10 protein-coding genes are annotated in these 13277 nt (G+C 52.3%); all 10 read right to left on the minus strand.

Annotated features, from left to right (window positions below):
• Positions 1–76 precede the first annotated feature (76 nt).
• Positions 77–4393, minus strand: a complete 4317-nt coding sequence (locus D3P08_RS15325) for a PolC-type DNA polymerase III (protein ID WP_119600570.1) — start codon at positions 4391–4393, stop codon at positions 77–79.
• A gap of 47 nt (positions 4394–4440) precedes the next feature.
• Positions 4441–5889, minus strand: a complete 1449-nt coding sequence (gene proS, locus D3P08_RS15330; protein ID WP_119600571.1) for a proline--tRNA ligase — start codon at positions 5887–5889, stop codon at positions 4441–4443.
• A gap of 12 nt (positions 5890–5901) precedes the next feature.
• Entirely contained in the window at positions 5902–7176 is a 1275-nt protein-coding gene (gene rseP, locus D3P08_RS15335) for an RIP metalloprotease RseP (RefSeq protein ID WP_119600572.1), read from the minus strand.
• 88 nt (positions 7177–7264) lie between these two features.
• The gene (locus tag D3P08_RS15340) at positions 7265–8404 is read right to left on the minus strand and encodes a 1-deoxy-D-xylulose-5-phosphate reductoisomerase (protein ID WP_119600573.1); all 1140 of its coding nucleotides are present in this window, start codon (positions 8402–8404) and stop codon (positions 7265–7267) included.
• Between the two features lie 86 nt (positions 8405–8490).
• Positions 8491–9285, minus strand: a complete 795-nt coding sequence (locus tag D3P08_RS15345) for a phosphatidate cytidylyltransferase (protein ID WP_119600574.1) — start codon at positions 9283–9285, stop codon at positions 8491–8493.
• Positions 9286–9311: 26 nt separating this feature from the next.
• Positions 9312–10076 (minus strand): isoprenyl transferase, encoded by a 765-nt coding sequence (locus D3P08_RS15350; RefSeq protein ID WP_119600575.1) that lies wholly within the window; start codon positions 10074–10076, stop codon positions 9312–9314.
• Between the two features lie 191 nt (positions 10077–10267).
• A complete protein-coding gene (gene frr / locus D3P08_RS15355; protein ID WP_119600576.1) occupies positions 10268–10822 on the minus strand; it encodes a ribosome recycling factor in 555 nt (184 codons plus the stop codon).
• Entirely contained in the window at positions 10822–11550 is a 729-nt protein-coding gene (gene pyrH / locus D3P08_RS15360) for a UMP kinase (RefSeq protein WP_119600670.1), read from the minus strand. Before pyrH ends, frr begins: the two co-directional genes overlap by 1 nt.
• Positions 11551–11682: 132 nt before the next feature.
• Entirely contained in the window at positions 11683–12333 is a 651-nt protein-coding gene (gene tsf, locus D3P08_RS15365) for a translation elongation factor Ts (protein WP_119600577.1), read from the minus strand.
• A gap of 115 nt (positions 12334–12448) precedes the next feature.
• Positions 12449–13147 (minus strand): 30S ribosomal protein S2, encoded by a 699-nt coding sequence (gene rpsB / locus D3P08_RS15370; RefSeq protein WP_119600578.1) that lies wholly within the window; start codon positions 13145–13147, stop codon positions 12449–12451.
• Positions 13148–13277: the final 130 nt, after the last annotated feature.

Raw genomic sequence — 13277 nt, forward strand, 5'->3', positions numbered from 1 at the left:
GCATGTGACAAGAAATGATTTCCAGCCCATCATGTTCTTGCACGGTACGTGACAAGAAATGATATCAGCTAACGTTTTAGAACAACGACAGCTGGTTTGATTCCGGCAATCCCCGGAAGCAGCCCATTCCGCCGAGCACCTCGATAATCGTTTTGGTCGCTTTCGACTTCTGTTGGAAATCCTCGATGGACAGGAATTCCCCTTCTTCTCTTGCCGCCGCAATATTGCGCGCAGCGTTATCGCCGATACCCGCGATGGCTGCAAACGGCGGGATTAGCGAATCGCCGTCAACCAGGAATCGGGTCGCGTCGGACCGGTACAGATCGATCGGCTTGAAGGAGAAGCCTCTTGCCGTCATCTCGAGCGACATCTCCAGCTGGGAGACCATGTTCTTCTCCTTCGGCGTCGCGTTGAACCCTTTGGCCTCAATTTCCAAGAGCTTGCGAAGAATCGCGTCATAGCCTTGGCACAACAGCTCCAGGTCGAAGTCGTCCGCTCGGACGGAGAAGTAAGTCGCGTAAAACTCGATCGGATAATAAAGCTTGAAGAAGGCCGTGCGCACGGCGGAAATAACGTATGCCGCGGCATGCGCCTTCGGGAACATGTACTCAATCCGCAGGCAGGAATCGATATACCATTGAGGCACCTTGCAGCGCTTCATCTCTTCGATCCACTCCGGCGTAAGACCTTTACCTTTACGTACGCTCTCCGTAATTTTAAAGGCAAGACCGGCATCCATTCCGGCTTTGTAGATCAGATACAGCATAATATCGTCACGACAGCCGATAACGGTTTTGATGTTGCAGGTGCCGTTCTTGATAAGCTCCTGCGCGTTGCCGAGCCATACGCCGGTACCGTGCGACAGCCCCGAAATTTGCAGCAAGTCGGCGAAGGAAGACGGCTGCGTCTCCTGCAGCATCTGCCGAACGAACTTCGTGCCCATCTCCGGTACGCCGTACGTGGCGACGGAGGAGCGGATCTGCTCCGGCGTCACGCCAAGCGCGGCCGTGGAGTTGAACAGGCTCATAACCTTCGGATCGTTCATCGGGATGGTCGTCGGATCGACGCCCGTCAAATCCTGAAGCATCCGCATCATCGTCGGGTCGTCGTGACCCAGAATATCGAGCTTAAGCAGGTTCTCGTCGAACGCGTGATAATCGAAGTGAGTCGTCTTCCATTCGGCTGACGTATCGTCTGCCGGATATTGCACAGGCGTTACGTCCTCAACGTCGATGTAATCCGGGACAACGACAATGCCGCCCGGATGCTGGCCCGTACTGCGCTTGACGCCCGTACAGCCGCTAGCGAGTCTTGCGAGCTCGGCGCCGCGCCATTTCTTTTGATGCTCTTCCTCATATTTTTTGGCGAAGCCGTATGCCGTCTTCTCCGCGACCGTACCGATTGTCCCGGCGCGGAACACGTTCTCCGGACCGAACAGCACCTTCGTGTAGTTATGCGCTATCGGCTGATATTCGCCGGAAAAGTTCAAATCGATATCGGGAACCTTGTCTCCCTTGAACCCAAGGAACGTCTCGAACGGGATGTCCTGTCCTTCGCCTTTCATCGGCTTGCCGCAATTCGGACAATCCTTCGGCGGCAAATCGAAGCCGCTCGGCACGCTGCCGTCGAGGAACCACTCGCTGTGCTTGCATTCCTTGTTCAAGCACAAGTAATGGGCAGGCAGCGGATTTACCTCGGAAATGCCGAGGAAGGTCGCGACGACTGACGAGCCGACGGATCCCCTGGAGCCGACTAGATAACCGTCTTGGTTCGATTTTTTTACAAGCTTTTCAGAGATCAGATAGTTGGCGGAGAACTTGTATTTAATAATCGGCACAAGCTCTTTCTCCAACCGGTCGATAACCACTTGCGGCAAATCTTCGCCGTACATCGACCGCGCCGTCGCGTAACAAGTATTCCGAATTTCTTCGTCCGCGCCTTCGATGTTCGGCGTGAACAGCTCCTTCGGAAACATATCGTATTGTTCAAAGCGATCCGCGAGCTCGGATGTGTTCGTTACGACAACCTGACGCGCTCTGGCTTCGCCAAGGAACGCAAATTCCTGCAGCATCTCCTCGGTCGTGCGCAGATGCGCATCCGGCTTGCGCTGGCCTTTGAGGGGACTGAAGCCTGTAATGCCGTGAATTGTAATATCGCGGTACAGCTTGTCACGCGGATTCAAATAATGGACGTTGCCCGTCGCGATTACCGGCTTGCCAAGCTCGTCCCCGATTTGGCAAATGCGGCGCATTGCGTCTTCAATCTCAGCGCGGCTGCCGACAAGGCCTTTGTCCACTAAATGCATATAGAAATCAATGGGCTGAATTTCCAGCACGTCATAAAACTCCGCGACTTCCTTCGCTTCTTCCAAGGACTTATTCAGCACCGTCTCGAAAAATTCGCCTTTCTCGCAGCCGGAAATGACCAGCAGTCCTTCCCGCATCTCTACTAGCTTGCTCTTCGGAATCGTTGCCACCCGTTTGAAATATTCGGTATGAGATAATGAGATCAATTTGAACAGGTTTTTCTTTCCGACAGCGTTAAGCGCGTAGATATTGCAGTGGAACGGTCTAGCGTTAGAAAGATCGAGCCCGACATAATCGTTCAACTGATTCAAATCCTTAATATTGCGTTCAGCCGCGTCGCCGATCAGGCCGAATAGTACGCCGCCGAGCGCTATGGAGTCGTCGATGGCGCGGTGATGGTTCTCCAGGCTGATCTTATATTTATCGGCGAGCGTGTTGAGTCTATGATTTTTCATCGTTGGATGAAGGAATCTCGCCAGCTCCAGCGTGTCGAGGACCGGGTTCGTCACTTCCGGCAAGCCGATCGCTTTACAGTTCGCCTGAATGAAGCCGATATCGAATCTCGCATTATGCGCGACTAAAACATCATCTCCGATAAACTCCACGAAAGCGCGAAGCATCGGTTCAAGCTCCGGCGCATCCTTCACCATATCATCGTTAATGTTGGTGAGCTGCTGGATATGATAGGGAATCTTCTCGTGCGGGTTAATGAAGGTCGAAAACCGGTCCACTTCTTTCCCGTTCCTCATCTTCACGCCCGCGAGCTCGATGATTTTATTGTTTACGACCGAAAGTCCGGTCGTCTCGATATCGAATACAACATATGTGGCATCAGCGAGCGGCTCTGGCCGGGAATTCAAAACCATAGGGACGGCATCATTGACGACGTTCGCCTCAAGACCGAAGAGCACCTTCATGCCGTGCTTCTTCGCCGCTTTGACCGCGTCGGGATAGCACTGCACGTTGCTGTGATCCGTAACGGCAATCGCTTTATGTCCCCATTTGGCTGCCATCCTCACGTATTCGCCAATCGGCGTGACGGCATCCATCGTACTCATCGTTGAATGAAGATGGAATTCGACGCGTTTCTCCTCCGCCTTGTCCATTCGTTCCGGCGGCGCGTTTACTTCGTGGAGATCATTCGGCATCATGACAAGCTCGGGCTCCTGCATGAACCGGTCGTACTCGATCCGGCCGCGCGCCTTCACCCATTTGCCGTTGGCCAGCTGAGACAGCACCTTTACGTCATCCTTCGTCTTTGCGAACATCTTCATCGCGATCGAATCCGTGAAGTCCGTTACATTAAAGGTAAACAAGGTGCTGCCGTTGCGCAGCTCTTTCACGTCGAGACCGAATACGGCTCCTTGCACCGTAATCTTTTTCTCTTCGTCCTGTATATTCATGAGCGGCACAGCATCCTCGCGGATATCGTATCCGACGGCCAGTCGCACAACCTCGTCGCCGTTATCCTCAGCGGCGGACGATTCCACCATCGCATCCGCCATCATCTGCTGGATGGCGTCCCGCTCCTCCTGCTCTTTCTTCTGCAGGAACTGCTCATAGATGTCTTGCCTTGGTTCACCGACAACCATCTTCACTTTGCAGTCACGGGCGAAGTGCCTCTGGAAGAAGGAAGCGACCGCTTCGTCGACCTTCTTCTTCCGGGCAAGCTCCAGTCCCGTCGAATCAAGCAGAGACAGCGTTACAGCGTCGCCTTGCGCTTCAATGGCAGCCTTCATCAGCCAGCCGTTTACCGATGCGATTTCGCGCTGCGCCCATTCCGTGAAGAGCGGCCAATATTGCAAAACAATATTTTCGGTCTCGACGACCGGATCGTACTGAAAGACAAAGTTTACGTCCGCAATATGCTCAAACTTCTGGCGAACCGCTTGGCACAGACCGTTATAGGCTTGTAAAGGAACCATGGACGTTTTGCGGATGCAAAACGTCCATTCCCGATTACTGCTGCTCACAATCACTTGATCGATATAGCCATCTTGAAAATAAGTATGAATAAGTTCCTGCGGCAGCCCCGCTTGCTGCAAAAGCAGCTCAAAGCGCTGTCGCTTATCACCGGTTAGGCTCATCACTTTCAACTCCTGTCTAAGCGTAATCGGCTTTTAACCTTTATAACTTAATAAGCGCGTGCAAATACGACGGTATGCTTCGCAGCGTCGCCGCACACCAGACACGACGATTTGTGCGAGGACGGCTCGAACGGAATATTGCGGCTTGTTGCGCCCGTTTCTTCCTTCACTTGCTTCTCGCACGCCTCAGATCCGCACCAGCCCGCTTCAACGAAACCGCGCTGCTCCTCGAGGAAAGCTTTCATTTCATCCAGCGTCTCTACGCTGCGGGAATTTTGCTCCCGGAACGCCTTCGCGCGGTTGTACATTTCCTGTTGCGTCTCCGCAAGCATCGCTTCGACTTCCGCAACCAGGTTGTCCTGCTGGACGACGCGCTTCTCTCCGGTAATCCGGGAGACAAGCACGACGACGCCATTCTCCATATCGCGTGGGCCGAGCTCCAGGCGAAGCGGCACGCCCCGCATCTCGTACTCGTTAAACTTCCAGCCCGGGCTGACATCGGAACGGTCGTCAACGCGCACGCGCACGCCGGCTTTTTTAAGCTCCGCATACAGCTCGTCCACTCTGCCGACAACCTGTTCTCTTGTTTTAGGCGGGCCAATCGGAATCATGATCACTTGAGTCGGCGCAACCTTTGGAGGCAAAGCAAGTCCGCGGTCATCGCCGTGAACCATAATTAGCGCTCCGATGAGACGCGTGCTGACGCCCCACGAGGTGGTGTGCGCGTACTGCAACGTATTCTCGCGGTCCAAATATTTGATATCGAACGCAACGGCAAACTTATTGCCGAGGTAGTGCGAAGTGCCCGCTTGAACGGCTTTGCCGTCCTTCATCATCGCTTCGATGGAATACGTGTTCACAGCGCCGGCGAACCGCTCGGACGGCGTCTTCTCGCCTTTTATGACAGGAATCGCAAGGAATTCCTCGACGAAGCTGGTGTATACATCAAGCATTTGCATCGTTTCTTGGCGCGCTTCCTCTTCCGTTTCGTGAGCGGTATGGCCTTCCTGCCACAGAAACTCGCTTGTGCGGAGGAACGGCAGCGTACGCTTCTCCCAACGAACGACGTTCGCCCATTGGTTAATAAGCACCGGCAGATCGCGGTACGACTGAATCCACTTTGCATACATATGGCCGATCATAGTTTCGGAGGTCGGACGGATGGCCAGACGCTCCTCGAGCTTCTCGCCTGCCGCCTCCGTTACCCAAGGAAGCTCCGGATTAAACCCTTCGACGTGCTCCTTCTCCTTCTGGAAGAAGCTCTCCGGGATGAACAGAGGGAAATAGGCATTGCGATGGCCGGTTTCTTTAAAACGGCGGTCCAAATCACGCTGAATATTTTCCCATAGCTCATATCCTTCCGGGCGGAACACGATACAGCCCCGGACTGGCGAATAATCCATGAGCTCCGCCTTTTTGATGACATCGATATACCATCTCGAGAAATCTTCGCTTTGCGGCGTAATTTCAGTAACAAATCCTTTATCCTTAGACATGAGCTTTCGTTACTACTCCCCTCGAACTAATCGTAAAATATCATTATAGGTTACAGCCACCATCAGCAGCATCAGCATTGCAAAGCCGATAAAGTGGACCATGCTTTCTTTGTTCGGATCGATCGGCTTTCTTCTGACGGCCTCGAGACCTAAGAAGACAAGCCGGCTGCCATCCAGCGCCGGAACCGGCAGCAAGTTGAATATACCTAAGTACAGACTGAGCAGCGCCGTCCAGGATGTAAGCTGCACGATGCCCTTTTGCGCGATTTCGGCCGTTACATTCGCTGTCCGCACCGGACCGCCCAAGTCATCGAAGCTGAACTGCCCCGTAATCAGCAGCTTGAAGCTTTCAAATATAAACTCGGTCGACACTTTCATCAGCTCGCCCGCTCTTGAGATGGTCTCCCAGAACGTCGCTGGCCGCATTGGCGGCGAAGCGCTGATGCCAACCTTGCCGACACCTTCTTCATTCGCTCTTGGCGTAATCTCAATGGTGCGCGGCTGATTGTCCCGGATCACCGTCATTTCGATCGGCTTGCCCGGCGATTTCCCGATAATATCAATCATCTTATCCAAATCCGCGCCGATTTTGACGCCGTTGATGCTATCCACGACATCGCCTTTTTTGAGGTCAACGCCGGCTGCGGGCATATTCTTTTCAATCGTGCTGACAATCAGTCTATCCGGATTGTCAACCGGCATGCCCACCATCTGAGCATACACGGCGTAAAGCACGAATGCCAGTATAAAATTCATCATCGGGCCGGCAAATATAGCCATTGCCCGTTTGCGGACCGGCTTGCTGCCGAAATGTCTGTCAATCGGCGCGATTTGCGTATCCCTGCCCTTGGATATAACTAAAGCCTGCGGATGAACGGAATACCGCTCCGACTCCCCTTCGACAAGCAGAGAGATCGAAAGCTTGCGCTCCAAATCCACGTCTTCCACTTCGCCGCGAATCGTACCCGTCCGTTCATCGAGACGGTCCAAATAAATCCGCGTCACGGCATCGTCCTTCACGCGTACGGCAACCGTCTGCCCGGTTTGAACCTCCACTATTTCGGGATCCTCACCCGCCATGCGAACAAACCCGCCCGCTGGAACGAGTCTTAGCGTATATCTCGTTTCGCCTTTTTTGACGGAAAACAGCTTCGGACCGAAGCCGATCGCAAACTCGCGAACGAGAATGCCTGCGCGCTTAGCGAAAAAGTAATGTCCCCATTCATGTATCGTCACAATGACAAAAAACACGAGTACGGTCGACAGAACGACCCCAATCATACCCATATATCACGTTGCCTCCTGTTCGTTACGGCCTGTACATAGATTATCATTATTCTCCCGCCCGATACAAGAGAACCACTTTTTGGCGTGGTTATACCGTCTCCGCTAAGCTGCGCGCCCACTGATCAACCTCGTTGATCGTCTGCAGATCGCGGATCTCGCAGACATCATGCCGCTCAACGACCGTTTCCAGCACCCTTTCGATGTCAAGGAACGTGATTTCACCCTTCAAAAATCTCGCAACCGCCACTTCATTAGCGGCATTAAATACCGCAGGAGCCGATTCTCCAAGTCTTCCGCAATCGAACGCAAGCCGAAGACAAGGATAGCGGTCGTAATCCATCGGTCTGAAATGAAGCTTGCCGATTTCGGCTAAGCTTAACCGCCCGGTAGGCGTCGTCCAACGCTCCGGATAAGTAAGCGCATATTGAATCGGCACCCGCATATCAGGCATGCCGAGCTGCGCGATGATGCTGTGGTCGATGAACTCGACATACGAGTGAATGATACTTTCCGGATGAATCAGCACGCTGATTTGGTCATAGCTCAAATCAAACAGCCATCTCGCTTCGATGACCTCCAACCCTTTGTTCACCATGGTTGCAGAATCGATCGTTATTTTGGCTCCCATCGACCAGTTCGGATGGTTCAGCGCTTCCGCAACCGTAACGCCTTCAAGCTCGGAGCGTGTCCGATCGCGGAACGAGCCGCCTGAAGCAGTCAGCGTTATCCCTAACACATCGCCGCGCCGCTCACCGTTTAAGCATTGAAAGATGGCGGAATGCTCGCTGTCAATCGGCAGAATCGCGACACCCCGTTCTTTTGCCCGCTGCATCACAATATGTCCAGCCGTAACAAGCGTCTCTTTGTTCGCCAGACCGATCGTCTTCCCGGCATCAATGGCCGCGAGCGTCGCCGGCAAGCCTCTGCTTCCGAGAATGGCGGTGACAACGATGTCCGCGTCCGTTCCGGCCGCGACCTCGACCAGCCCTTCTTCGCCATAGGTCACTTTCGTGCCGGCCGGCAAGAGTGGACGAGCCTGATCCGCCAATTGCTTCGTGGCCACACTGACAAGCTGCGGCTTAAATTCCTTAGCTTGCTCGACGAGAAGCTCCACGTTGCTGCCCGCGGACATTGCGACAATCTGGAAACGGTCCGGCTGATGACGGACAATATCCAGCGTTTGCGTACCGATTGAACCGGTAGAGCCTAATAGTGATATTTTTTTCAAAAAAGTCCCCCCAGGCGCCTATATGTACGTGTAAATCCGGAAATGCTTCCGGGCAGCTTTAGACCAAACGGACTTTTTGACTGCTGCTATACGGGTATGAGCTCGGTCAGAATCAGCAGAGGGAATACGATCAGCCAGCTGTCGCAGCGATCGAGCGCCCCGCCGTGACCGGGCAGCAGCGCTCCCGTGTCTTTAATATTCCGAACGCGCTTATACGCGGATTGAATCAAATCGCCGAATTGTCCGGCGACAGCCGCAATTAATCCGATGACAAGCACTTTCCCGATTGTGATCGCTTCCGGGACGAACAGCGCAAATAGAACGCCAACGATCAGCGATAACAGCACGCCGCCGATTGCGCCCTCAACTGTCTTATTTGGACTAATAGACGGCCAAAGCTTAGTTTTGCCGACAGCTCGTCCTGCGAAATAAGCGCCGATATCCGACGCCCAGATGCAGCCGAAAGACAAAAACGTCCAAAACAAGCCATGCTCTTCGATCGCGCGGACCTCGATCATCGCCGAAAAACCGTAACCGACATAGAGTGCGCCGAGAAGCATAAGCGCCGCGCCGTCAATTGTCGTTCTATTTTTCGTAATAACGGTAATCGCCAGCAGTAGAAACGCCAGCATCCAAAGAATCGTAAGAGGAGCAGGCATCGATACGCCCCAGTCCTCCCACGGTAAAGTGAAATACAATACCCCCGCATAGCCCAGCAAAGCCGATGGATGGAGCGGCGATACGCCGTTCATGCGAGAAAATTCGGTCATTCCGATCAATGCAAGCAGAATGAGCAGCCCCGTGTAGAAGGCTCCGCCGACAAACGTTAAGGATATAAACAGCGCGCCTGCGATAATTCCTGTAATCAATCGTTGTTTCAAAACAAGTCACACTCCGTCAGTTGAAGCTATAATCCGCCGTATCGCCGAGCCCGTTGCTGGTACTGACCTATCGCTTCATAAAAATGCTTTTCGGTAAACTCCGGCCAATACACGTCCGTAAACCAAAGCTCGCTGTAAGCTAACTGCCAAAGCATAAAATTGCTGAGCCTGAGTTCACCGCTTGTTCGGATAAGTAAATCCGGATCGGGCATGCCGCCGGACAGCAATCGATCAGACATCACTTGATCGGTAATCGCATCAATATCCAACTTGCCTGCCCGCACGTCTTTTGCAATGCCGCGCACCGCATCAAGCATTTCCATCCTGCTGCCGTAATTAAGCGCAAAATTAAGTACAAGTCCCGTATTGCCGGCTGTCTTGCTAATGGCCTCTTCAAGAGCGCTTAGGGTATGAGAAGGAAGGTTCTCTCTCGATCCCATCATGCGAACTTGAACGTTATTGGCAACAAGCTCATCCAGTTCGATATCCAAAAACTGCTGCGGAAGCTTCATTAGAAAATCCACTTCCGCCTTTGGTCTCTTCCAGTTTTCAGTCGAAAACGCATAGAGCGTTAAATACTTGACGCCAAGCCGATCTGCGGCAATGGTTATACGCTTCACCGTCTTCATCCCGGAGTGATGGCCCGCCATTCGGGGCAATCCACGTTTCTTCGCCCATCGGCCATTCCCGTCCATAATGATCGCCACATGCTGCGGCACATTGTCAGCCGGGAGCGAACTAGCCTTCGGTGTGGATGATATGCCCAGTTTGGCCCAAAGTCGCTTGATCATCTAGCTTCCTCCCAACCGATTGAGAAAAACCTCTTATGATGATATAACCTGGTGAGAAAACCTCTATCGAAGCCATTCGAGATTGAAAGACCGCGCTTCATAGGCAGGTTTTATCGCCTATAAGAATTTGTTCCCCTAAAATTCATGTGGTTAAAAACGTAACCCCACCTGTCGGAGGGGCTCTTCGTCAATTAAACTTCCATTATTTCTTTTTCTTTGGCTGTGAGAATTTTCTCAACCTCTGCAATGTACTTATCCGTGGTCTTCTGGATGTCCTCCTGGTGACGGCGGGACTCGTCCTCGGAGATGTCCGATTTCTCCAGCTTTTTAATATCGTCATTCGCGTCGCGTCTAATATTCCGGATCGCAACCTTCGCGTCTTCGCCGAACTTTTTGGACGTCTTCACCAGCTCGGCGCGGCGTTCCTCCGTTAGCGGCGGAACGGAGATGCGAATAGCTGAACCGTCGTTAGACGGCGTTAGACCCAAATCGGATTTCAAAATGGCCTTTTCGATCGCGCCAATGGCCGATTTGTCCCATGGCTGAATCATCAGCGTACGGGAATCCGGCGTGTTGATGTTCGCCAGCTGATTAAGCGGTGTCATTGCGCCATAATATTCAACTTGGACCCGGTCAAACAGAGCGGGACTCGCCTTCCCTGCGCGCAGGGTCGCCAAATCGCGTCTAAGCGCGCCAAGCGCCTTCTCCATCCGTTCTTCCGCGTTCTTTTTAATGGTTTGCGGCATTATTTTGCACTCCCTTTCACAATCGTGCCAATTTTTTCGCCAAGCACGACTCGTTTAATATTTCCATTCTCTGTAATCGAGAACACGATGAGCGGAATGTTGTTATCCATGCAAAGCGACGATGCCGTAGAATCCATGACGCCGAGATTGAGGTTAAGCATATCGAGGTATGTCAGCTCCTCGAATTTTTCAGCATTCTCATCTTTAAATGGATCTGCGGAATATACGCCGTCAACTTTGTTCTTCGCCATTAGAATGACTTCCGCTTCGATTTCTGCGGCGCGAAGCGCTGCAGTTGTATCGGTTGAGAAGAACGGATTGCCCGTTCCCGCTGCGAATATTACGACGCGGCCTTTCTCCAGGTGGCGGATAGCCCGGCGTCTAATATACGGCTCCGCGATTTGCTGCATGGCAATCGAAGTTTGCACACGAGTTGGCACATCAATTTGCTCCAGCGCATCTTGAAGCGCAAGCGAATTCATAACCGTTGCCAGCATGCCCATGTAATCGGCCGTAGCGCGGTCAATGCCTTTCGCTGTACCGGCAATGCCTCTCCAAATATTGCCTCCGCCTACAACGATTGCAACCTCAACGCCAAGCTCGATCACTTCCTTCACCTGATTGGCGATGGACGAGATGACCGAAGCTTCAATGCCGTAGCCCTCTTGCCCGGCCAGGGATTCTCCGCTTACTTTCAAGACAATGCGTTTAAATACAGGATGTTCCAACGTAAATACCCCCATCTTAAACCTCGCCAGCGAGGCCGCTCTTTATTCATTCCTGCCAAGGGCAAGGTTATCTTGCTCCGCTAGATAAAAAGGAAGGCGGGGCGGACGCCCCGCCCCGCCTGTGCGTTCGGATTACAGTTTCGCTTGAGCCATAACTTCTTCTACGAAGTTATCGACTTTTTTCTCAAGTCCTTCGCCCAGCTCATAACGAACGAAGCGGCGGATCGAAATATTTTCGCCGATTTTGCTGATTTTTTCGTTCAGCAGCTCGGAGATTGTTTTGTCCGGATCTTTAATGAAGGATTGCTCCATCAAGCAATACTCCTCATAGTATTTGGAGATACGGCCTTCCACCATTTTCTCCACGATTTTTTCCGGTTTGCCTTCGTTCAGAGCTTGGTTTTTCAGGATTTCTTTTTCCTTCTCCAGCTCGTCAGCAGGCACTTCTTCACGACGAACGAATTTCGGATTCGCAGCTGCGATTTGCATTGCGATGTCTCTTGCGAACTCGCGGAATTGATCCGTCTTCGCAACGAAGTCTGTTTCGCAGTTTACTTCGACCAGAACGCCGATGCGTCCGCCTGCGTGTATGTAGGATTCAACAACGCCTTCAGTTGCGATACGGCCCGCTTTGTTAGCAGCTGCCGCCAAACCTTTCTCGCGAAGCAAAGCAATCGCTTTATCGATGTCGCCGCCTGTTTCGTCCAGCGCTTTTTTGCAATCGAGCATGCCTGCTCCCGTTCTCTCACGTAGTTCTTTAACCGCTGCTGCGCTAACTGCCATGTGAAACCCTCCTAAAAGTTTACATCTGAATTTTGTTCAAAAAAAGGGTAGTGAGAGGTTTGCACCATCTGACCACCCTTTGTTGTTTGCATCTTCATTATGTGAGCTTACAAGCTTAAGCAGTCGTTTGCTCGCCTTGGTTCGCTTCAACGATCGCATCAGCCATCTTAGCTGTCAAGAGCTTAACTGCGCGGATCGCGTCGTCGTTACCAGGAATAACATAATCGATTTCGTCCGGATCGCAGTTCGTGTCAACGATACCTACAATTGGGATACCCAATTTGCGAGCTTCGGCAACCGCGATACGCTCTTTGCGAGGGTCGATTACGAACAGCGCGCTTGGCAGGCTCTTCATGCCTTTGATGCCGCCGAGGAATTTCTCAAGACGTTCTTTCTCTTTGCGAAGAATGATAACTTCTTTCTTCGGAAGAACTTCGAAAGTGCCGTCCTCTTCCCATTTCTCAAGCTGCTTCAAACGGTCGATACGCTTTTGAATCGTTTGGAAGTTCGTCAGCGTGCCGCCCAGCCAACGCTGGTTGATGTAGAAGTTGCCGCAACGTTCAGCTTCTTCTTTCACCGAGTCTTGAGCTTGCTTCTTCGTGCCGACGAACAGCACTGTGCCGCCGTCTGCCGCTACCGATTTAACAAAGTTGTACGCTTCGTCAACTTTCTTAACCGTTTTCTGCAAGTCGATAATGTAAATTCCGTTTCTTTCTGTGAAGATATAACGATCCATCTTTGGGTTCCAACGACGAGTCTGGTGACCGAAGTGTACCCCAGCTTCGAGAAGCTGCTTCATGGAAATAACCGCCATTCTTCAACACCTCCTGTAATGGTTTTTGTGTGTCCCTCCGCCAATCGCACTTTCCGTTAAAACTTTCGCCGGGCGAAAGCACCGTTAACGGAATTAATCAGCGTGTGTTTTTAACACCGTCATTTAATAT

Source organism: Paenibacillus nanensis (assembly GCF_003583765.1).
Taxonomy (GTDB): Bacteria; Bacillota; Bacilli; order Paenibacillales; family Paenibacillaceae; genus Pristimantibacillus; species Pristimantibacillus nanensis.

Bases quoted from the DNA above. Each gene is read 5' to 3' on its own strand.
- frr (WP_119600576.1), bottom strand. From the start codon at position 10,822: ATGCCGCAAACCATTAAAAAGAACGCGGAAGAACGGATGGAGAAGGCG.
- tsf (WP_119600577.1), bottom strand. From the start codon at position 12,333: ATGGCAGTTAGCGCAGCAGCGGTTAAAGAACTACGTGAGAGAACGGGA.
- rpsB (WP_119600578.1), bottom strand. From the start codon at position 13,147: ATGGCGGTTATTTCCATGAAGCAGCTTCTCGAAGCTGGGGTACACTTC.
- proS (WP_119600571.1), bottom strand. From the start codon at position 5,889: ATGTCTAAGGATAAAGGATTTGTTACTGAAATTACGCCGCAAAGCGAA.
- rseP (WP_119600572.1), bottom strand. From the start codon at position 7,176: ATGGGTATGATTGGGGTCGTTCTGTCGACCGTACTCGTGTTTTTTGTC.
- D3P08_RS15350 (WP_119600575.1), bottom strand. From the start codon at position 10,076: ATGATCAAGCGACTTTGGGCCAAACTGGGCATATCATCCACACCGAAG.
- D3P08_RS15325 (WP_119600570.1), bottom strand. From the start codon at position 4,393: ATGAGCCTAACCGGTGATAAGCGACAGCGCTTTGAGCTGCTTTTGCAG.